Raw genomic sequence first — 20,090 nt, 5'->3', positions numbered from 1 at the left:
GGTTGTCAGATCAGCGACACCGTCGTCAGCACGATGCCGGAGAGCAACGCGTTGAGGTTGGAGTCGTCGGTGACGTTGACCGTGATCGTTCGGGTGGGGAGCAGACCGCCGACCTGTGTCGCCTTGAAAGTGACCGCTTCCAGCGCCTGCTTGTACTGCGCGATCGTGGCCGTTCCGGAGAGCTTCAACTCCCCCGTGCTCGGGGTGTAGACCGCGGTGATCGGGTTGCCCGCGATCGGCGTGTAGGCCAGCGTGTCACCGCTCTTGAAGTTGGCGGTGATCGCCACACTGGCACCGGTGAGCACCGACGAGTCGGTGTCGATGATCGTGGCGGACGTGATGGGCTTGACCGTGTTGTTGACCTTCACGATCGTCGCGCCCACGGTGGCGATCGTCGGCCGGTCCGGGTTCTTGACGCCCACCAGCACGGTGGCGGGAAGGAGGGCGCCCAGATCGGAGTCGTCGACGACGTCGATGCTCATGGTCCGGCCGAGCAGGCCGAGGGTGGTGGCGGTGAACGTCACCGACTCCAGAGCCGTCTCGTACTGCTCTTTGGTCGCGGTGCCGGTGAGCGTCAGCGTGTCGGTGCCGTTCCATGTCCCCGTGATCGGGATGCCGGCCAGCGTCGTGAATTTCAGGATGTCGCCGGACTGCCGGCCGAGCGTGATCTTCACCGTGGCTCCGGTCAACGTGTCGGAGTCGAGATCGCCGATCGCGACCGTGGAAGCCACCTTCACCCCGGTCTTGCCGATCGTGTAGGTCGGCGGGAGTGACACCACCGTCACCGTCGGGGACAGCGGCGTCAACGTGTTCACCAGGACGATTCCCGGAAGCGGGTTGGTGTCGCCGTCGGCCTCGGTGACGGTGATCGTCACCGTCCGGGTGAGACCGAGCTGCGTTGCACTGAAGGCGATCTGCTTCAATGCCGCTTCGTAGTCGGCGACGCTCGCGGCCCCCGACAGTGTCAGCGTGTAGGCGTTGGTCTGCACCACGTCGATGGTTCCGACCGCTCCGGTGTAGGTGAGCTTGTCGCCGCTGAGCCGGGCGAGCGCCGCGACGGTCACGACGGCTCCGGTCAGCTGACCGCCGTCGGCGTTGGCGATGTCCACCGACGAGACGACCTTGACCGGCGGTTTGCCCAGTGTGTACACGGGCGTGCCCAGCGCCGTCACGGTCAACGGAAGCTCGATGACCACTGCCGGAAGCACCAGCAGGGTGGCGGGCGCACCCAGCCCGGTGACATCGTCGGCATCCGTGAGAGACACCGTCACGATTCTGCTCGCCGGCCCGAGGTCGGTGGTGCTGAAGGTGATCGCCTTCAATGCCGCTTCGTAATCGGCCTTCGACGCCACGCCCGACAGCGTCAGCGTGTCGGTTCCATTCCACGACCCGGTGATCGTTATGCCCTCGGGGGCAACGTAGTTCAACGTGTCCCCAGGTTGCACGCCTGCGGTGATCTTCACCGTCGCACTCTTCATCGAGTCCGAGTCCAGGTCGGTGATCTCGGCGACCGACAACAGCTTGACCGGGCTACCGCCCAGCGTGAACGGGGTCAGGCCACCGAGCGCTAGGATCCCAGGAGGCAATTTGATCACGATGCCGGGCACCACGGTGACGAGCACGGGCGTCGCGAGGACGCCGTTGACGTCCTGCTCGTCGGTGAGGGTGATGCCCACTCCGCGGCCCAACAGCCCGAGGTCGGTGGCGCTGAAGGTGATCGCCTTCAATGCCGCCTCGTAGTCGGCCTTGGACGCCAACCCGGTCAGCGTCAACGTATCGACACCGTTCCACGTACCGACGATGGTGATACCCTCGGCCGCAACGTAGTTCAGGGTGTCGCCGGTTTGCCGACCGGTGTTGATCTTGATCACTGCGCTCTTCAGCGAGTCGGAGTCCGGATCGAGGATCTCGGCGATCGAGAGCAACTTGATGGGATCCCCACCCAGCGTGTACGGCAACAGATTGCCGACCGCGATGACGGACGGCGGAATCTGCACGATGGGATCGACCACGAACGACACTGTCTGCGTGTAGTTGTCGGCCTGGGCGAGCCCGAACAGTCGCGCCACGGAGTGCAGCACCCTCAGGAAGCCGAAATCCTCGGAGTCGTCTCTGATGACCACCTTGAACTCGACGGGTACGGAGTCACCGATGACGGGCACGGTCGGCGTGTAGACGAACGTACCGGTGATCGGGTCGCGGAACACCAGGCCGGTGTCTGGCTGCACGATGTCGTAGGTCAGCGGGTCGCCGTTCGGGTCCTCCGCGTCGATGGTGATGAGCACCTGCCCGGTGAGGATCTGTTCGGTGGTGACCGAATGCACGACCGGGGTCTTGTTGAAGAACGTGTGGGTGATCAGCCGTCGGACGTAGGCGAGCAGTGCATCGTTGAGCGGCGATGACACCGGCGCGAGCGGATCGGTGAGCGGCGCGAGTGCGTCGGAGGTCACCGCACTCGCCAGGCTCACCGTGACACTCTCGTCGGCGACGGGTTCCGCGGGGGCAGGAACGGACTCGGCCACCGACATCGTGACGGGCTTTCGTGCGGCCGAGCGAGATTGAATGGGCGGCGCGGCCGGCGGGGCGGCTACGGCCGGCGCGTCGACGGTGTCGGGGTCGGCCTCCTCGCCGACGCTGGTCCCTTCCGACTCGAGCGATGGCGTGTCGACGACGGCCGGTCGGGTGTGGAGGCGGGGGAACCGCTTCTTCACGGCCTCGTCCGACGGGGTCACCGATTCGTCGGACGGGTCGTCGGTCGACGCGCCGTCGGTCTCCTCGGACGGGTCGTCGTCGGACGGTTCGTCGGCGCGGTCGTCGGAGTCGTCGCCTGCATCGGTGTCCGCACCCGAGTCGGACGCCCCCGCATCGTCGGCCTCCGATGTGCGCGAGGGCCCGGTGGACGGTCCGGCCGTCGTGGTGTTCGCCGACGATGATGCCGATGCCGAGTCCGTATCGCCGTCGGCAGCCGCGGCGACGCCCGTCGAAGAGTGAGCGACGGCAAGCCCGATCCCCAGCGACACGGCCAGCGCCCCTACCCGCCCGATGTGGGCGGCGTAGTTCGCCTCCGCCGCCCGCGCGTGGCGACGTGACGCGATGGGCCTTGCGTCGTCGAGCAGATCCTTCGCCGCCCAGAACTGTCCGTCCGACAACCTCGACCGCGACAGCCGATGTCCGACAGGTTTTCCATTCATGCGCCCGGCCTCCGTCATCGCCCAGACCCCCGTGCCTGTTCGCCCCCGCGACTGATAGCTGGGCGTGCGTTGACCATGGTCTGGCGACACCCCGCGGAAATGACCTTAGGGCAAATTGACGCGTATGACTACGGTTTCTGAGGACTTGTTCTCAGGATGCACATTCAGCAACGTCCTGCATGACCTATTATTCGTCGGACTGTTCTGCAGCAATGTTTGTGCATCAAGGTCAATTCGGTCGGCAACCACCTCGCACGTCACGCCAGGTAGCTGCGCGCAACCCCACTTACCACGTCGTCATCCCGATGAACAGACTGTTGACAGTAGGCACGGAAGTTTGCTAGTCGGCGCCGCTATCCGAGATCGTCACGGCAACCCGGATAATGGGCAGGATGACTTCCCACCGAGGCCCGGAATGACCGACGGCCCACTGATCGTCCAGTCGGACAAGACCGTGCTGCTCGAGGTCGACCACGAGCAGGCGGGTGCCGCCCGCGCCGCGATCGCCCCCTTCGCCGAGCTCGAGCGCGCGCCCGAGCACGTGCACACCTACCGCATCACTCCGCTGGCGCTCTGGAACGCGCGAGCCGCCGGCCACGACGCCGAACAGGTCGTCGACGCATTGGTGTCGTTCTCGCGGTACGCGGTACCGCAGCCGCTGCTCGTCGACATCGTCGACACCATGGCGCGCTACGGCCGTCTGCAGCTGGTGAAGCATCCGGCGCACGGCCTGACCTTGGTCAGCTTCGATCGCGCGGTGCTCGAGGAGGTACTGCGCAACAAGAAGATCGCTCCGATGTTGGGCGCCCGCCTCGATGACGACACGGTCATCGTCCACAACAGTGAACGCGGCCGCGTCAAGCAGATGCTGCTGAAGATCGGCTGGCCCGCCGAGGATCTCGCCGGTTACGTCGACGGTGAGGCGCACCCCATCTCGCTCGATGAGAACGGCTGGCACCTCCGCGACTATCAGCAGATGGCCGCCGACTCCTTCTGGGACGGCGGCTCGGGCGTGGTGGTGCTGCCGTGCGGAGCGGGCAAGACGCTGGTTGGTGCCGCCGCGATGGCGAAAGCCGGCGCCACGACTCTGATCCTGGTGACCAACACGGTGGCGGGACGGCAGTGGAAGCGCGAACTGATCGCCCGGACTTCGTTGACGGAGGAGGAGATCGGCGAGTACTCCGGCGAGAAGAAGGAGATCCGGCCGGTCACGATCGCCACGTATCAGGTGATCACGCGCCGGACCAAGGGCGAGTACAAACACCTCGAGTTGTTCGACAGCCGGGACTGGGGGCTGATCGTGTACGACGAGGTGCACCTGTTGCCCGCACCGGTGTTCCGGATGACGGCCGACCTGCAGTCCCGGCGGCGGCTGGGGCTGACGGCGACATTGATCCGCGAGGACGGGCGCGAAGGCGACGTGTTCTCGTTGATCGGGCCCAAACGCTATGACGCCCCATGGAAGGACATCGAGGCGCAGGGCTGGATCGCGCCAGCCGAGTGCATCGAGGTCCGCGTCACCATGACCGACAACGAGCGCATGACGTATGCGACCGCCGAACCCGATGAGCGGTACAAGCTCTGCGCAACCGCGCACACGAAGATCGCCGTGGTGAAGTCGATCCTCAACCGCCACCCGGACGAGCCGACGCTGGTGATCGGCGCCTACCTGGACCAATTGGACGAGTTGGGCGCCGAGTTGGACGCGCCGGTGATCCAGGGATCGACGAAGACGGCCGAGCGCGAGACGCTGTTCGACGCCTTCCGGCGTGGCGAGATCCGCACGCTGGTGGTGTCGAAGGTGGCGAACTTCTCCATCGACCTTCCCGAAGCCAGTGTGGCCGTTCAGGTTTCAGGAACGTTCGGGTCACGCCAGGAGGAGGCGCAGCGGTTGGGGCGGCTGTTGCGACCCAAGGCCGACGGGGGCGGCGCGGTGTTCTACTCCGTCGTGTCACGGGACAGCCTCGACGCCGAGTACGCCGCGCACCGCCAACGGTTCCTCGCCGAGCAGGGCTACGGATACGTCATCAAGGACGCCGACGACCTGCTCGGGCCGGCCATATGACGGTCGGACGCGTGGTACCCGTCGTCTCGGTCACCGACCTGCCCACCGCCGTCGACCAGTACCGGGCTGTGCTCGGACTCGGCGTGGTCATGGACCATGGCTGGATCGTCACGCTCGCCGATCCCGACCATCGCCATCAGCTCAGTCTGCTCACCCGCGACGCGACGGCGGCGGTCGATCCGACGGTGTCGATCGAGGTCGACGACGTCGACGCCGCATACCGCAGCGCAGTGGCCGCCGGGTTGCGCATCGTCCACCCGCTCTGCGACGAGGAGTGGGGGGTGCGTCGCTTCTTCTTCGCCGATGCCGCCGGCAACGTCGTCAACGTGCTGTCCCACCGTGCCCAATCGAGCTGAGAGTGCGCGCCGCGTTCGCGGACCGGCTAGCCTCATTTCTCGAGTCGGGACGACCTCACAGCACGCCGAAGGAAGACATGACCAGTGATGGACGAGACCAGCGCGTACGCGCCATGAGCTCTCTGCGCGCCGCCGGCGTGGCCGCCGCGTTGACTTTCGGCGCCCTCGTGTCGGCTCCCCTGGCCGGTGCCCAGCCGATCCCGACGCCCGTTCCCGGCCCCGACGGGGCGCCCCCGGCGCCGGGCCAGCCGGTGGTCGTGCCAGTCGATCCGGCACTTGCCGCACCCGCGCCCGCGCCCGTACCGATCGGCCCGCCGACCGTGCCCGAGATCCCGAACGCGCAGTACGGGTCGGGTGACGGTCCGCTCGGCTTCCTGCGCGACGCCTGGCACCAGGCAAAGGATCCGTACAACTTCCTCGGGACCGCCGACATGCCGAACATGCCGCCGGCGGGCTCTCCGCCCCCGGGCGCAGGCCCGGCGCCCGCCCTGCCGCCCGGTTTCACGTCTCTCAACGCCCCGGGTTCGGAGACGGCCACGGCGCCGACCGCGGGAGGCGGCGCCGCCCCGGCACTGCCGCCCGGCTACTACCCCGTCAACGGGCCGATGCCGCCCGGATACGAGTGGGGTGTGCCGCCACCACCGCCGCCGCCGGACCCCAATGCGCCGAAGCCATACGTGCCCGTGGTGTCGCCGCCGCCGCCACCGCTGTTCCCGACGCAGTAGCGCTGACGCGAGCGCCGCGAACATCTCGTCGCCGACGACCTGTTCGCGGCACATCGCGACCGCCAGGACGTCAGCTCAGTGCCGGGATGATCTCCTTCTCGAACAGCTCGAGTCCCGAGCGGTCGTACGCGGCCTCCGGGAAGTAGCAGATGACGTAGTCGCAGCCGAGGTCGCGCAGCTTCTGCAACGCTTCGACGATTTGCTCAGGAGTACCGCTGCCGGCCGCTGGAGTGCTCATCGAGTTCAGCATCGCGTCGGCGGCCGCATCGCCCGTCAACGCGCCGATTCGCGATCGCACTCCGTTCAGACGGTCCTGGACCTCCGCCTCGGTCGAGCCGACGACCGCGTTGATGTTGGCCGAGCGGACGATGGCGCCGAAATCGGTGCCGACGTCACGGCAATGCGCGGCGAGTACCTGCGATTTGTGCGCGAAGCCCTCCGGCTCCGACGTGAAATTGGTGTACTGCGCATACTTCGCCGCGATGCGCAGGGTGACTTTCTCACCGCCGCCCGCAACCCACAGCGGGATGCCACTCTTCTGCAGCGGTCTGGGCTCGACGATGGCCCCGTCCACCTGATAGTGCTTGCCCTCGAAATTGACGACACCCTCGCGCCACGCGTCCCCCATGATCTGCACGCCCTCGTCGAGGCGGGCCAGCCGAACGCCGGCCGAGGGAAACCCGTAACCGTATGCCCGCCATTCGTGTTCGTACCAGCCGCCGCCGATGCCCATCTGAATCCGGCCACCGGAGATGAGGTCACACGTCGCGGCGACCTTGGCCAAGTACACCGGGTTGCGGTAACTCATCGCGGTGCACATCTGCCCCAGCTTGATTCGGGACGTACTCGCGGCGTAGGCGGCCATCAGCGACCACGCTTCGTGTGTTGCCTCCTTGGTCGGCATGGGAACGGTGTGGAAGTGGTCGTACACCCACAGGGAGTCCCAGATTCCACCGTCGTCGACGTAGGACGCGAGGTCGCGCATCACCCCCCACTGCTCACCGGGGTCGATTCCGACCAGATCGAGTCGCCAGCCTTGCGGGATGAACAGTCCGAAGCGCATGACATCGACTCTATGCCCGTGGATCACCGCCCCTGTAGAGGGCCGCGACGGCGGGGAGGCTGACCTTGAGCGCGGGGGTGCGCGGCAACTCGTCGACGACGACGATCGCCACCGGCAGTGCGTAAACGGGAAGATGTTGCCGGACAAGATCATCGAGATCGCGCTCGGCCGGTCGCGGCTTGCGCGGCTCGGATTCGACGGCCGCGAAAGGCACCTGCCCGAGCCGCGGGTGGGGCACGCCGACAACGCACGCGTCGCGGACACCGGGATGCATGATCAACACGCGGCGCACGGTCTCGGGGAGCACCTTGAATCCGCCGCGGTTGATGGCGCCGTCCGCCCTCCCGTGCAGCGTCACGAATCCATCTGCGTCGATGCTGGCGACGTCCGTGGTCTGGATCCAGTCCGGGCCCAACGGACGGACCTTGGCTTCGAGCAGTCCCTGCTCCCCGACCGGGATCTCGGCACCCGTGCCGGGATCGACGATGCGCAACTCGGTGTCGGGAAGAGCACGTCCCACACTCTGGCGCTTGGAGGCGCCGAATTCGCGCACCGTCTCGGGCGTCCATGCGCACAGCGATCCGGCGAATTCGGTTGCCCCGTAAGCCAATCTGACGGGAATTCCGTAGCGCTGCTCGAACTCGTCGCGCGTCTGGGGATCCAGCGGCCCCGACGCGCTGATCAGATACTCCAGCGAGCTGAGGTCGTGCTTCGGCACTTCGGCATCGAGCAGCATCCGAATGACCGCCGGCTGTACGCCGCAACGGGTGATCCCGTGCGTCCTGATGGCGTCGACGAAGCCGTCGACACTGAACCGTTCGAGCATGACGATGCGCCGGCCGTTGTGCACACCGGCCACCAGTTGGCAGACCCCGATACCGCCGAACTGCCAGTAGGCGAGCTCCGGCGGGTCGTCGTAGGGCGCTGACTCGCCGCTCGTGACACTGAAAACAGTGCGCTGCAGCGCGGATACGTTGATCGCCTGGCGTTTCGGGGGCCCGGTCGTGCCGCTGGTGAGGATCTGCAGCGCGACACCGGCCCCGGCGCGCTCATGCTCACGCAATGTGTCCCGTCGGTCCAGACCGACGACGGCTGCGACCGCGGGCGGTGCTGTCGAGAGCGCGACACCGGCACTGCCCGCGCGACGGGCAGCGGCGACGACATCGGCGGTCCAGTCCTCACGGTCGGCGACGATCGCGGACAGCCGAAGTTGCTCGATGTCCCGGCCGATGGCCTCGGACGATTGGAACGAGTAGATCATCGCCAGCGGTCGAGCGGCAGCGAGGCAGCCGATGATCGTTGCAGCGTGGGGCAACCGATTACGCACGATCAGCCCTACCGGCGCCGCCGGGTCGACCCCCGCGTCATCAAACGCGGCCGTCAGCGCAGCACCGTAGGCTTTGACCTCGGTGCCCGAGTACCAACGGCCGTCGAACTCGATACACGGGCGGTCGCCGTAGCCGGCCAACGCTGCCGCGAAGTTCTCGGTGAAGCTTTCGCGCACCCGATCATTGTGCCGGGCGGCCGGCGAAGCAGGAGCGGTAGTCACTCGGAGTGGTCTGCATCTGGCGCACGAAGTGGTACCGGAAGGTCACCGGTGACTCGAAACCGACGCGGGCCCCGATCTGCTCGATCGACAGGGACGACGCCTCGAGCAGCGGCAGGCTCGCCTGGACGCGCTGCTCGATGAGCCAACGGATCGGGGTGGTGCCGGTGGCCTTGGCGAATTGGCGCAGGAAGCTGCGCCGCGACATCGCACACTGCGCGGCCAGTTCATCGAGGGTGATCGGCGCATCGAGGTGCTCCAGCGCCCAGGCCATGCCCGCAGCGATGCGGCCGTCGTCCGTGGCTTCGGGCACCGGCGTCTCGATGTACTGCGCTTGCCCGCCCGCGCGATGAGGGGCGATCACCAGGCGCCGGGCCACGTCGTTGGCGACGCTGACACCGTGATCGGATCGCACGATGTGCAGACACAGATCCAGACCGGCGGCGCAACCGGCACTGGTCAGCACCCGCCCGTTGTCGACGTAAAGGGGCGCCCGGTCGATCGCGATGCCCGGATAGCGTTCCTGCAGTGCGTCGGCGTAGATCCAGTGCGTGGTGGCCGCGTGACCGTCGAGCACCCCTGCCGCGGCCAGCGCGAAGGCACCGGAGCAGATCGACACCAGCCGGGCCCCCCGCCGATCCGCCGCGCGGATCGCCTCGATGAGCGCCGGCGAGGTCGGCTCGTCGATGTCGCGCACGCTCGGGATCACCACCGTGTCCGCGTCGGCAAGCTCTGCCAGCCCGTAGGAGGTGCGCACCGTGGCACCACCGAGCAATCGCACCTCGGGCTTCTCCGAGCACAACCGCACCGAGTACCACGGGCGGGCGATGCCCGCGGAGAACAGCGGGGACAACTCCGTCATGCCGAAGATCTCCGCGGCCAATCCCGACTCGAAACCTGTCATGCCGTCATAGGCGAGGATCGTGACGGTGTGCATGGCACTATCCTAACGAACAGTGGCCTCAGGGCCACTGTTGCGTTGGACGCCGGCCGGGCAGCATAGGAGCATGCTCTACAAACGACCACGCCGAAAGGTGTTCGACCACAGAATCTTTCGCGTACTGAGCGATGTCGTGACGGGCGTCCACACAGCCCACGGCGTCGCGCACGGGGTCACGCCTCCTCAGGACTCAGCAGCCCGGGAACGTCGCACCCCGCGCCTACCCTGAGGTCATGGCCCTATCACAAGACGAGCGCGAACGATTCCTGGCCGAGCGCCACATCGCGGCACTGTCGGTGTCCGCCGGCGAGCGCCGGGGACCGCTGACCGTACCGGTCTGATATCAGTACCACCCCGGGGGCGAGCCGTGGGTGCTCACCGGTGTCGACTCCCGCAAGGCCCGGCAGATCGAGGAGCAGGGGTTCTTCTCGCTGATGGTCGAGCGGGTCGAGCCCACCACCCGCTACGTCGCCGTCGACGGCGCGGTGAGCCGGATCGAGCCCGGCACCGACGAGCAGTTGGTCGAGATGACCCACCGCTACCTCAGCGGCGACGGCGCCGAACGCTACCTTCAGTTCGCCCGCGAGAACCTCGGCGCGAACGTCGCGATCTTCATGCAGCCGCAGCACTGGCTGTCGTCGGACATGGGCTCGTTCTAAAGGCCGAGGGCGGCCATTCCCCCGGCAACGGTGGCTTGCTTGAGCTCCTCGTACGGCGCATCGGGGAACTGCAGACAGCAGTCCTGAAGTCCGCCGAAGGCGATCACGGCTCGGGTGGACTGCGCCAGGGTGGGCCGACTGCCGAACACCAACCGGGCCAGCCGCTCACGCCATGCCAACATCGCGTCGATCAGGCCGAGGTCGGCCAGAGTGGTCAGCTCAGAGACGATCAGGACGAGATCGGCCCTGTGCCGATAGTGGAAGTCGAAATATCCTTCGAGCAGTTCCCGAGGTGTCGCACGGGATCTGCCCCGGCGTCGCTCGTGGGCGGACACGAACTCCTGTCCTTCGTCGACCAGGGGTTGCAGGATGCTCCTCACCAGGTCGTCGCGTGACCGAAAGTGGTAGTACAGCGCAGGCTTGCTGATCTCCAGGTGGTCGGCGATGTCCTGCAGGCTGGTGCGCTGCACGCCCTTCTGGGCGAACAGCCCCCGGGCCACCTCCTGGATGCGATGGCGAGTGTCCGACGTCGGCCGTGTCACGTACCCACCCTAACTGACTTAACGGACGGTAAGCTCGCCGACGTACACTTACCGACCGTTAAGTAAGCAGAGGAGAAGAGATGCGCGCGCTCATCTCAGGTGCCAGCATCGCCGGCCCGGTCACCGCATACTGGCTCGCCCGTGGCGGCGTCGACGTCACAGTCGTCGAGCACGCCCAGGCGCTACGGAAGACGGGCGGCCACGCGATCGACCTGTTCCGCCCCGCGATGGAGATTTCCGAGCGCATGGGCGTGATGTCCCGGATACAGCAACGGGCCACCGGGACAACGATACTCACAGTGAACCGGCCGTGGTCGAAACGGCCGGCGCACATCGACTACGTCAAACTCATCGGCGTGATGTCCGATCGCCATGTCGAGATCATGCGGGATGACCTGAGCGAGATCTACTACCAGGCGAGCCGTGACGATGCGGACTACCGATTCGGTGACCGCATCACGTCGATATCCGACGACGGCACGGTGAGTTTCCAGAATGCTGCCGACGAGCGGTTCGACATCATCATCGGCGCCGACGGTCTCCACTCGGGCGTGCGCCGACTGGTGTTCGGTGAGAACGTTTCCGAGCAGTTCCTCGGCGGTTACCTTGCGGTGGTGTCCGTGCCGAAATCGCTGGCCCGTGAGGGGCAGATGGCCGGAGTGTACGAGCCGAGGCGCATGGCGATGGTCTACACCGCTGATCACCTCGACGATGCCAGGGCCGTGTTCGTCTTCCGGCCGGAGCACCAGCTGGACTACGACCACCGCGACGTCGAACGGCAGAAGGCGCAACTGGGCGCCGCCTTCGCCGGGATGGGCGGTCAGGTCGATCGTTGGCTCGTCGAACTGGACAGCACGCCGGCGTTCTATTTCGACGCGATCACGCAACTGCAGATGGACACCTGGACACGGGGACGGGTGACCCTGGTCGGGGACGCAGGCTACTGCCCCGGCCCGGCCGTCGGCGGCAGCACCAGCCTGGCGGTGTACGGCGCCTATGTGTTGGCCACCGAGTTGCGGCGGGCAGCCCGTGACTATGCAGCGGCGTTCGCGGCCTACGAGACCGCGATGCGAGGTCCGGTGCTGAGCAGCCGCGCACTGGCGAAGGTGAACGCCAAAACCGTTGTGCCGAGCAGCCGTTGGGGCATCAACGCACTCGTAGGTGTGGCTCGGCTCGTCTCCGTGCTCCCCAGTGGCCTGACGCGCTCGGTCGCGCGGCTCAACGACAGGGGCGTGCGTCTCTACGAGACGATGCCGCTACCCGCCGAACCGGGCACTGCCCCGGCCTGACGCGAAATCCCCCGGAACCGTTGCGATTCCGGGGGATTTCGACGCGATGGCTAGCTGGTCAGCGAGGACGGCGGGGTGAACCGCTCGCCGTACTTGGCGGCCAGCTCCTTGGCGCGGGCGACGAAGGCCTCCTTGCCGACACCGCCCGCCCCCTGGTAGCCGACGATGAACTGCGCCGAACCACCGGTGTAGGGCGGGTAGCCGATACCCATGATCGAGCCGATGTTCGCGTCGGCCGTCGAGGTGAGAACGCCCTCATCCAGGCACTTCTGCGTCTCGAGCGCCTCCGCGAACAGCATCCGGTCGATCATGTCCTGCAGCGGGATGTCGGCCTTACCTGATCCGAAGGTGTCGGCGAGGCCCTCCCACAGGCCGACGCGCTTGCCGTCCACGTACTCGTAGAAGCCCGCGCCCTTGAGCCGCGACGGACGACCGATCTCGATCATCGTGTTCACGACGGTCTCGGCCGGGTGCGGCTCGTAGGTGCCGCCCGCAGCCTCGGTCGCCTTGCGCGTCTCGGTCGCGATCTTCTGCATCAGCTCGAGGTTGAGCTCGTCTGAAAGCTGCAGCGGCGGAGCCGGGTAGCCGGCCTGCGAGCCCGCCTGCTCGATGCTCGCCGGAGCGACACCCTCACCGAGCATCGCCAGCGCCTCGTTGACGAAGGTGCCGATGACGCGGCTGGTGAAGAACCCGCGGCTGTCGTTGACGACGATCGGGGTCTTGCCGATGGCCTGCGTGTAGTCGAAGACCCGGGCCAGCGCCTCGTCGGAGGTCTTCTCGCCCTTGATGATCTCGACCAGAGGCATCTTGTCGACCGGCGAGAAGAAGTGAACGCCGATGAAGTCTTCCTGGCGCTTCACCCCGGTCGCCAGACCGGTGATCGGCAGCGTGGAGGTGTTCGAACCGAGGACAGCGTTGGGCTCGACGATGTCCTCGATCTCCTGGAACACCTTGTGCTTGAGTTCCTGGTTCTCGAAGACGGCCTCGATGACGAAGTCGACGCCCTTCAGATCGGCCGGGTCGGCCGTGGGATGGATCCGGGCCAGCAGCGCATCGGAGCGCTCCTGGGTGGTGCGACCCCGCTCGAGCGCCTTGGCCTCGATCTTCTCGGAGTAGCCCTTGCCCTTGTCGGCGGCTTCCTGCGAAACATCCTTGAGGACAACGTCATAACCGGCCTTGGCCGAGACGTAGGCGATGCCCGCACCCATCATGCCGGCGCCGAGCACACCGATCTTGTTGATCTTGACCGGCTCGATGCCGTCGGGACGCGATCCACCGCCGTTGATGTGCTGCAGGTCCAGGAAGAACGCCTGGATCATGTTCTTCGCGGTCTGACCGGTCACCAGCGAGGTGAAGTAGCGGCTCTCGATGCGTGTGGCGGTGTCGAAGTCGACCTGAGCACCCTCGACGGCGGCGTCGAGGATCGCCCGCGGCGCCGGCATCGGTGCACCCTTGAGCTGCTTGCGCAGCAGGGCGGGGAACGACGGCAGGATGGCCGCGAGCGCCGGGTGCGACGGGGTGCCGCCGGGCATCTTGTAGCCCTTCTGGTCCCACGGCTGGGTGTGCGACTCGGGGTTGGCCTTGATCCACGCCTTGGCGGCAGGAACGAGTTCGTCGGTGCTGGCGACCAGTTCGTCGACCAGACCGATCTCCTTTGCCTTGCCGGGCTTGAAGCGGGTGCCCTGGCTCAGGATCTCCATGAAGGCCTTCTGGATGCCGAACATCCGCACGGTGCGGGCGACGCCGCCGCCACCGGGCAGCAGACCCAGGGTGACCTCCGGCAGGCCGATGACGACACCCTTGACGTCGGCGGCGATGCGGTGGTGACACGCCAGCGCGATCTCCAGGCCGCCGCCGAGGGCGGCGCCGTTGATCGCCGCGACGACGGGCACACCCAGGGTCTCCAGCTGACGCAGGTCGGCCTTGATGAACTCCACCTCGGCGAACGACTCGGCTGCGTTCTCCGGGCCGACCTTCATCATGCCCTTGAGGTCACCGCCGGCGAAGAAGGTCTTCTTCGCGCTGGCGATCACCACGCCGGTGATCGAATCCTTTTCCTGCACAAGGCGCTCCACGGCGTTGTGCATGGACTCCTTGTAGTGCTCGTTCATCACGTTGGCCGAGCCCGTCGGGTCGTCCAGCGTCAGGGTGACGATGCCGTCGGCGTCCTTGTCCCACTGAATGGTGTTCTCTGCCATGTTGTCTCAGGCCTCTCAGACTCGCTCGATGATGGTGGCCACGCCCATGCCGCCGCCGATGCACAGCGTGACCAGCGCACGCCGCGCGTTGCGTCGCTCGAGCTCGTCGACCATGGTTCCGGTGATCATGGCGCCGGTGGCGCCCAGCGGGTGACCCATCGCGATGGCGCCACCGTTGACGTTGAGCTTCTCGTCGGGGATGTTCAGATCCTTCTGGAACTTCAGCACCACCGAGGCGAACGCCTCGTTCAGCTCGAACAGATCGATGTCGTCGACGGTCAGGCCGGCACGATCGAGCACCTTCTTGGTGGCAGGCGTCGGGCCGGTCAGCATGATGACGGGGTCGGCGCCGGAGGTCGCGGTGGCGACGATGCGGGCGCGGGGGGTCAGCCCCTGCGACTGGCCGGCTTTCTCACTACCGATGAGCACCAGCGCCGCGCCGTCGACGATGCCGGAGCTGTTGCCGCCGGTGTGGACGTGGTTGATCTTCTCGACGTAGTGATACTTCTGCAGCGCCACGTCGTCGAAGCCGCCCATCGCGCCGATACCGTCGAACGCGGTTTTCAGCTTGGCGAGGCCCTCGAGCGTGGTGTCGGGGCGCATGTGCTCGTCGTGGTCGAGGACGACAAGGCCGTTCTGGTCCTTGACCGGCACGACGGACTTCGCGAAGTAGCCGCCCGACCACGCGGCGGCCGCCTTCTGCTGGCTGCGCAGGGCGTAGGCGTCGACGTCGTCGCGGGAGAAGCCCTCGATGGTGGCGATCAGGTCTGCCCCGATGCCCTGCGGTACGAAGCCGATGCGGTAGTTCGTCTCCGGGTCGCTGGCCCAGGCGCCGCCGTCGGAGCCCATGGGAACGCGGCTCATCGACTCGACGCCGCCGGCGAGCACCAGGTCGTCCCAGCCCGAGCGCACCTTCTGCGCGGCCAGGTTGACGGCTTCCAGGCCGGAGGCGCAGAACCGATTGAGCTGGAAACCGCCGGTGGTCTCGGGCAGCTTCGCCACCAGCGCCGCGGTGCGGGCGATGTCGCCGCCCTGATCGCCGACGGGCGAGACGACACCGAGGATGACGTCGCTGATCAGCGACTCGTCGAGGTCGGGGTGGCGAGACCGGATCTCGTCGATCAGGCCGACGACGAGGTTGACGGGCTTGATCTCGTTGAGCGATCCGTTGCGCTGCTTGCCGCGCGGGGTGCGGACCGCCTCATAGATGAAGGCATCTTCGGACATGTGCTCTCCAGGTCCTGTTCAGATTGGGGGCCGCGGTGGTCCCATGACGGGTCCCGCGGGGAGGCTGCTCCTCTAGCGGCATGCTAGCAGCCTCGCCCAACCGCTTGGTTGGGCCGTCCTCTCTGGACAGTGGCGAGCAGACGCAAACTCGCGTGATCCGGTCACAGATCACGCGAGTTCGTGTCTTGTCGCGAACAGAACTGGCTAGTCGGGCGAGCCCTCGGTGTCGTCGAAGAACGACCACTCGCCGTCGTGCTCGACCTCCATGCGCCACCCCAACTCGGAGTTGTCGGCGCGCTGATCGACGAACCAGGCGTGTGCGTCCTCAGCGCTCTCGATGTCCTTGGTCTCGACGATGTCGCCCTTGGGGTTGAGCACGCGGTAGGTAGCCATGCCGGAGGTGTTTCCCGCCTCCGGCCACTTCACACCTACGCCGATCGGGGCGTCACCAATTCGTCCAACGTGGGGTAGTCGATGTAACCCGCAGGACCGGGGGCGTAGAACGTCGCCACATCGGGCTCGTTGAGTTCGGCACCCGCGGTCAGCCTCGTCACCAGATCGGGGTTGGCGAGGAAGGCCCGCCCGACGGCGGCCGCACTGATGACGCCCCACTCGGCGAGGCTCTCGAGCATCGCGAAGTCGGTGTCGACGGTACGCGGCGTGTTGAGCACCAGCGTGCCGTCCCACTGCGTGCGCAGCGCCGCGAACGGCGGCGCCGACGGCTGGCTCACCACGTGCAGGTAGGCGATCTTCAGCGAGGCGATCCGGCACAGCAGCAACTCGTAGGCGCTGACCTGATCGATCTCGTGCATGTCGCCTGCCGTGTTCCCGGGGGAGATCCGCAACCCGACCCGGTCGGCTCCGATCTCCGCAGCGACCGCCTCCACGACCTCGGCGGCGAAGCGGGCCCTGTTCTGCGGGGAACCGCCGTAGACGTCGGTGCGCTGATTGACGACATCGGACAGGAACTCGTGCAGCAGATACCCGTTGGCAGCATGGATCTCGACACCGTCCATGCCGGCGTCGATCGCGCGGCGGGCCGCGGCGCGGAACTGACCGACGATCTCGGCGATCTCGCTGACGGTCAGCGAGCGCGGCACCGGCAGCGGCTTCTTGCCGGTGGGCGTGTGCGTCACAAGCTCCGCGGCGATCGGCGACGGCCCGACCGATTCGAACCCGCTGATCTCGGGGTGGGCCATGCGCCCGACATGCCACAACTGCACGAACATCTTCCCGCCGGAGCGGTGCACGGCCGCGGCGATCTCCGCCCACTTGTCCTGCTGCCGGTCGGTGTAGATGCCGGGGGTGTTCATGTAGGCGCCATTGGCCTGCTCGCACACGGCGGTGGCCTCGCTGATGATCAGCCCCGCTGCGGCGCGCTGCGCGTAGTACTCCGCCGCCAGCGATGACGGGGTGCCGTCGGCATCGGCGCGTGACCGGGTCAAGGGCGCCATGAAGAGACGGTTCGCGACGCTCACTGCACCGATGGCGGTGGGCTGCAGAAGTGCGGACTGTTCGCCGAGGGTGAAGGTCATGCTGGACTCAAGCGCCTGAACGGACGTGTTCATTCCCGGGTCCGTGAACCGGCACTAGCCTCGACTGTCATGACGGTCCAGCGGCTGCAGCCCTACGCGGTGACGATCTTCGCGGAGATGTCCGCCCGCGCCGCGCTGCTCGGCGCAGTCAACCTGGGCCAGGGCTTCCCCGACGAAGACGGGCCGCCCGCGATGCTCGAGACCGCCGAGAACGCGATCGCCGATGGCGTCAATCAATATCCGCCCGGTCTGGGTACCGAGTCCCTGCGGCAGGCGATCGCGGCTCAGCGCCAACGCCGCTACGGCACCGGCTACGACCCCGACACCGAGGTGCTGGTGACCGTCGGCGCCACCGAGGCGATCGCGGCATCGGTGCTTGGCCTCGTCGAACCCGGCTCGGAGGTACTGCTGATCGAGCCGTTCTACGACTCGTACTCGCCCGTCATCGCGATGGCCGGATGCCACCGCCGCGCCGTGCCGATGCGCCGGGACGGCCGGCGGTTCGCCATCGACGTCGATGCGCTCCGAGACGCCGTGACGCCGAAAACCAAGGCGCTGATCGTCAATTCGCCACACAACCCGACCGGCATGGTCGCCACCGACGACGAATTGCGCGGCCTGGCTGAGCTCGCCGTCGCCGCCGACCTGCTCGTGATCACCGATGAGGTCTACGAGCACCTCACGTTCGACGGCCACCGCCACGTGCCGCTGGCGAACTATCCCGGCATGGCCGAACGCACCATCACGATCTCGAGTGCGGGCAAGATGTTCAACGTCACCGGCTGGAAGATCGGATGGGCTTGCGGCCCAGCTGATCTCATCGCCGGCGTGCGCGCGGCCAAACAGTACCTGAGCTATGTCAGCGGCGCGCCGTTCCAGCCCGCGGTGGCTCAGGCGCTGGACACCGAGGACGAATGGGTGGAGGCGCTGTGCGCGTCGTTCCAGACCAGACGGGACCGGCTGGGCGCGGCGCTGACCGAGATCGGCTTCGACGTCTACGACAGCGTCGGCACCTACTTTCTGTGTGCCGATCCCCGCCCGCTGGGCTACGACGACAGCCGGACGTTCTGCTCGGAACTGATCGAAAGCGTCGGTGTGGCCGCCATCCCGATGTCGGCGTTCTGCGACCCGGAAGCACCACACGTCGGCGACTGGAATCATCTGGTGCGTTTTGCTTTCTGCAAGCGTGAGCCGACCCTCGACGAAGCGATCCGGCGACTGCGGGCGCTACAGCGACGCGGCTAGCTCCCACAGCGTCTCGTCGGGCCGGTCGCGGTTCAGCGGACTGAGCACCACGTCGGTGGCACCCGCGTCGAGGTAGCGCCGCAACGACCGCAGCACCGTCTCCTCATCCCCGATCGCGGCGAGCTCCGCCAGATTTTCGACGCCCTCCCGGGCGATCACCTTCTGATACGACGGGATGGTCGCGTAGAAAGCGAGCTGTTCGTTGGCCGCGTCCCGGGCAGCGTCGCCGTCCGATGTCACCTGCGCAGGCACGAAGGCGATGATCCGCGGCCGCGTACGCCCGGCATCGGCGGCGGCCCGGGCGATCGTCGGCTCGATGAACTCCGCGATGGTCCGGGGACCCGCCAGATACGGCAGGGCGCCGTCGGCGAGCTCGCCCGTCGCCGCCAGCGCCTTCGGGCCCATCGCCGCCACATAAACGGGCACTGGGGTGCCGCCCGCCAGCGTGGCGGGCCATGCGGGCGCAGCCGTGAACTCCTCGCCGTGGAAGTCGACACCACCGCTGTGGAAGATCGATCGCAGGATCGTGAGGTACTCCCGCAGCCGCGCGATGGTGTTCGGCCATGCCGTGCCGTAGGCGATCCGCTCGGGTTCGTGCGCGCCGAGGCCGAGCCCGAGACTGAAGTTGCCGTGCGCGGCCGCCTGGGCGGTCTGCGCTTGCGAGGCCACGGTCAGGGGGTGCCGCGGATTGAACGGCACCACCGAGGTGCCCACCCCGAGACCGGGCACCGCGGCGCCGATCAGACCGGACAGCGAGATGGCGTCGTGGTCGAACTGCTGGGCGACCCAGACATGGCGCGTGCCGAGTTGATGGGCACGGCGCGCCTGGTCGACGATGTCGTCCACTGCGTTGTCGGCTCCGGGCCGCGCGAACAGCACTATTCCGGTGCTCATATGGCCAGCAACCATCGGGCCGGCCCGCCGATTCCGTCCGCACCGAAGAACTCACGGTGATGCGAACGGTTGCGGGTCAGCGGGAGTCGGCCATCACCCGTTGGCGCAGGTTCTCGAGCGCGACGTCGAGGACCATCCGCTTGGCGCGCTTGACCAGGAACGCCGGATACGGGGCGGCGAGGTCGAGGATCAGATCGAACCGCACCCGGGTCCTGTCCTCGCCCTCCGGGATGAGGTTGTACTCGCCGTGCTGGCAGCGTTGCCGCGACGTCTGCTGCGCGTCCCAGACCACCCAGTCCTCGCCCCAGTGGTACTCCAGCAGTTCCTTGTCGCTCATGCCCATGATCTTGACGGTGGCCTTGACGTGGTGTGGCCGGCCGTCGGGATGGCGATCGAGGACCTCGGCCTCTTTGTGCAACGACGACCACGAGGTGACCGCCTCGATGTCGGCCAACGCGTCGAGAATGACCGCGGGCGGGGCGTCGATCACCGTCTCACTGGAAGCTCGGACCGCCATGCGGCAAATCGTAACCCGGCAGCCACGCTCGCACACTCCGAAATCCAGCTAAGTCATATCTCGGTAATCATCGTGGTCAGGGCCATCGACGCGATCGT

16 protein-coding genes and 1 pseudogene are annotated in these 20,090 nt (G+C 67.1%); 6 read left to right on the top strand and 11 right to left on the bottom strand.

The window, feature by feature from the left end; genetic code table 11:
* Positions 1-5: 5 nt before the first annotated feature.
* Positions 6-3,191: a hypothetical protein gene (locus tag G6N45_RS09060; RefSeq protein ID WP_246228927.1), complete on the bottom strand. Its 3,186-nt coding sequence runs from the start codon at positions 3,189-3,191 to the stop codon at positions 6-8.
* Positions 3,192-3,606: 415 nt separating this feature from the next.
* Between G6N45_RS09060 and G6N45_RS09055 the strand changes: the two genes are divergently transcribed.
* The 3 genes from G6N45_RS09055 (at position 3,607) to G6N45_RS09045 (ending at position 6,337) form a co-directional block, all read left to right on the top strand.
* Entirely contained in the window at positions 3,607-5,256 is a 1,650-nt protein-coding gene (locus G6N45_RS09055; protein WP_163721791.1) for a DNA repair helicase XPB, read from the top strand.
* Positions 5,253-5,612: a VOC family protein gene (locus tag G6N45_RS09050; RefSeq protein ID WP_163721790.1), complete on the top strand. Its 360-nt coding sequence runs from the start codon at positions 5,253-5,255 to the stop codon at positions 5,610-5,612. Before G6N45_RS09055 ends, G6N45_RS09050 begins: the two co-directional genes overlap by 4 nt.
* A gap of 113 nt (positions 5,613-5,725) precedes the next feature.
* On the top strand, positions 5,726-6,337 hold the full coding sequence (locus tag G6N45_RS09045) for a hypothetical protein (RefSeq protein WP_179965301.1): 612 nt from the start codon (positions 5,726-5,728) through the stop codon (positions 6,335-6,337).
* Between the two features lie 70 nt (positions 6,338-6,407).
* Here the strand turns inward: G6N45_RS09045 and G6N45_RS09040 are convergent, their stop codons facing one another.
* From G6N45_RS09040 to G6N45_RS09030, 3 genes are read right to left on the bottom strand one after another with little or no spacing between them, the layout of a single operon-like run.
* Positions 6,408-7,400, bottom strand: coding sequence for an LLM class F420-dependent oxidoreductase (locus tag G6N45_RS09040; protein ID WP_163721789.1), 993 nt, complete (start codon positions 7,398-7,400; stop codon positions 6,408-6,410).
* Between the two features lie 10 nt (positions 7,401-7,410).
* On the bottom strand, positions 7,411-8,904 hold the full coding sequence (locus G6N45_RS09035; RefSeq protein ID WP_163721788.1) for a class I adenylate-forming enzyme family protein: 1,494 nt from the start codon (positions 8,902-8,904) through the stop codon (positions 7,411-7,413).
* A 4-nt stretch (positions 8,905-8,908) separates the two neighbouring features.
* Entirely contained in the window at positions 8,909-9,883 is a 975-nt protein-coding gene (locus G6N45_RS09030; RefSeq protein ID WP_163721787.1) for a helix-turn-helix domain-containing protein, read from the bottom strand.
* A 236-nt stretch (positions 9,884-10,119) separates the two neighbouring features.
* On the opposite strand from G6N45_RS09030, the pseudogene G6N45_RS09025 reads away from it, so the two are divergent.
* Positions 10,120-10,545, top strand: a pseudogene (locus G6N45_RS09025) (pyridoxamine 5'-phosphate oxidase family protein).
* On the opposite strand, the gene G6N45_RS09020 reads toward G6N45_RS09025, so the two are convergent.
* The gene (locus G6N45_RS09020) at positions 10,542-11,087 is read right to left on the bottom strand and encodes a TetR/AcrR family transcriptional regulator (RefSeq protein ID WP_163721786.1); all 546 of its coding nucleotides are present in this window, start codon (positions 11,085-11,087) and stop codon (positions 10,542-10,544) included. The pseudogene G6N45_RS09025 and the gene G6N45_RS09020 sit on opposite strands and share 4 nt — an antisense overlap.
* An 80-nt stretch (positions 11,088-11,167) precedes the next feature.
* On the opposite strand from G6N45_RS09020, the gene G6N45_RS09015 reads away from it, so the two are divergent.
* Positions 11,168-12,376 (top strand): FAD-dependent monooxygenase, encoded by a 1,209-nt coding sequence (locus G6N45_RS09015; protein ID WP_163721785.1) that lies wholly within the window; start codon positions 11,168-11,170, stop codon positions 12,374-12,376.
* A 50-nt stretch (positions 12,377-12,426) separates the two neighbouring features.
* On the opposite strand, the gene G6N45_RS09010 is transcribed toward G6N45_RS09015, so the two are convergent.
* From G6N45_RS09010 to G6N45_RS08995, 4 genes are all read right to left on the bottom strand, one after another.
* Positions 12,427-14,574: a 3-hydroxyacyl-CoA dehydrogenase NAD-binding domain-containing protein gene (locus tag G6N45_RS09010; RefSeq protein ID WP_163721784.1), complete on the bottom strand. Its 2,148-nt coding sequence runs from the start codon at positions 14,572-14,574 to the stop codon at positions 12,427-12,429.
* Between the two features lie 15 nt (positions 14,575-14,589).
* Positions 14,590-15,801, bottom strand: a complete 1,212-nt coding sequence (locus tag G6N45_RS09005; protein WP_163721783.1) for an acetyl-CoA C-acetyltransferase — start codon at positions 15,799-15,801, stop codon at positions 14,590-14,592.
* Between the two features lie 204 nt (positions 15,802-16,005).
* Positions 16,006-16,194 carry a hypothetical protein gene (locus tag G6N45_RS09000; RefSeq protein WP_163721782.1) on the bottom strand — a complete coding sequence of 63 codons (189 nt, stop codon included), beginning with the start codon at positions 16,192-16,194 and terminating at the stop codon, positions 16,006-16,008.
* Between the two features lie 35 nt (positions 16,195-16,229).
* Positions 16,230-17,336, bottom strand: coding sequence for an alkene reductase (locus G6N45_RS08995; RefSeq protein ID WP_163728086.1), 1,107 nt, complete (start codon positions 17,334-17,336; stop codon positions 16,230-16,232).
* A 69-nt stretch (positions 17,337-17,405) separates the two neighbouring features.
* Between G6N45_RS08995 and G6N45_RS08990 the strand changes: the two genes are divergently transcribed.
* On the top strand, positions 17,406-18,581 hold the full coding sequence (locus tag G6N45_RS08990; RefSeq protein ID WP_163721781.1) for a pyridoxal phosphate-dependent aminotransferase: 1,176 nt from the start codon (positions 17,406-17,408) through the stop codon (positions 18,579-18,581).
* On the opposite strand, the gene G6N45_RS08985 is transcribed toward G6N45_RS08990, so the two are convergent.
* On the bottom strand, positions 18,564-19,475 hold the full coding sequence (locus G6N45_RS08985; protein WP_163721780.1) for an LLM class F420-dependent oxidoreductase: 912 nt from the start codon (positions 19,473-19,475) through the stop codon (positions 18,564-18,566). The genes G6N45_RS08990 and G6N45_RS08985 overlap by 18 nt on opposite strands.
* Positions 19,476-19,551: 76 nt before the next feature.
* Entirely contained in the window at positions 19,552-19,992 is a 441-nt protein-coding gene (locus G6N45_RS08980) for an SRPBCC family protein (protein WP_057149133.1), read from the bottom strand.
* Positions 19,993-20,090: the final 98 nt, after the last annotated feature.

The sequence above is a fragment of the Mycolicibacterium psychrotolerans genome, from assembly GCF_010729305.1.
GTDB lineage: Bacteria > Actinomycetota > Actinomycetes > Mycobacteriales > Mycobacteriaceae > Mycobacterium > Mycobacterium psychrotolerans.
Note: the sequence above shows the minus strand (reverse complement) of the source record. Positions and strands in the feature narration are given on the sequence as shown.

Coding starts and splice junctions, on each gene's coding strand:
- G6N45_RS09000 (WP_163721782.1), bottom strand. CDS start 16,194: ATGGCTACCTACCGCGTGCTCAACCCCAAGGGCGACATCGTCGAGACC.
- G6N45_RS08985 (WP_163721780.1), bottom strand. CDS start 19,475: ATGAGCACCGGAATAGTGCTGTTCGCGCGGCCCGGAGCCGACAACGCA.
- G6N45_RS08995 (WP_163728086.1), bottom strand. CDS start 17,336: ATGACCTTCACCCTCGGCGAACAGTCCGCACTTCTGCAGCCCACCGCC.
- G6N45_RS09045 (WP_179965301.1), top strand. CDS start 5,726: ATGAGCTCTCTGCGCGCCGCCGGCGTGGCCGCCGCGTTGACTTTCGGC.
- G6N45_RS08980 (WP_057149133.1), bottom strand. CDS start 19,992: ATGGCGGTCCGAGCTTCCAGTGAGACGGTGATCGACGCCCCGCCCGCG.
- G6N45_RS08990 (WP_163721781.1), top strand. CDS start 17,406: ATGACGGTCCAGCGGCTGCAGCCCTACGCGGTGACGATCTTCGCGGAG.
- G6N45_RS09015 (WP_163721785.1), top strand. CDS start 11,168: ATGCGCGCGCTCATCTCAGGTGCCAGCATCGCCGGCCCGGTCACCGCA.
- G6N45_RS09040 (WP_163721789.1), bottom strand. CDS start 7,400: ATGCGCTTCGGACTGTTCATCCCGCAAGGCTGGCGACTCGATCTGGTC.
- G6N45_RS09030 (WP_163721787.1), bottom strand. CDS start 9,883: ATGCACACCGTCACGATCCTCGCCTATGACGGCATGACAGGTTTCGAG.
- G6N45_RS09010 (WP_163721784.1), bottom strand. CDS start 14,574: ATGGCAGAGAACACCATTCAGTGGGACAAGGACGCCGACGGCATCGTC.
- G6N45_RS09005 (WP_163721783.1), bottom strand. CDS start 15,801: ATGTCCGAAGATGCCTTCATCTATGAGGCGGTCCGCACCCCGCGCGGC.
- G6N45_RS09060 (WP_246228927.1), bottom strand. CDS start 3,191: ATGAATGGAAAACCTGTCGGACATCGGCTGTCGCGGTCGAGGTTGTCG.
- G6N45_RS09050 (WP_163721790.1), top strand. CDS start 5,253: ATGACGGTCGGACGCGTGGTACCCGTCGTCTCGGTCACCGACCTGCCC.
- G6N45_RS09055 (WP_163721791.1), top strand. CDS start 3,607: ATGACCGACGGCCCACTGATCGTCCAGTCGGACAAGACCGTGCTGCTC.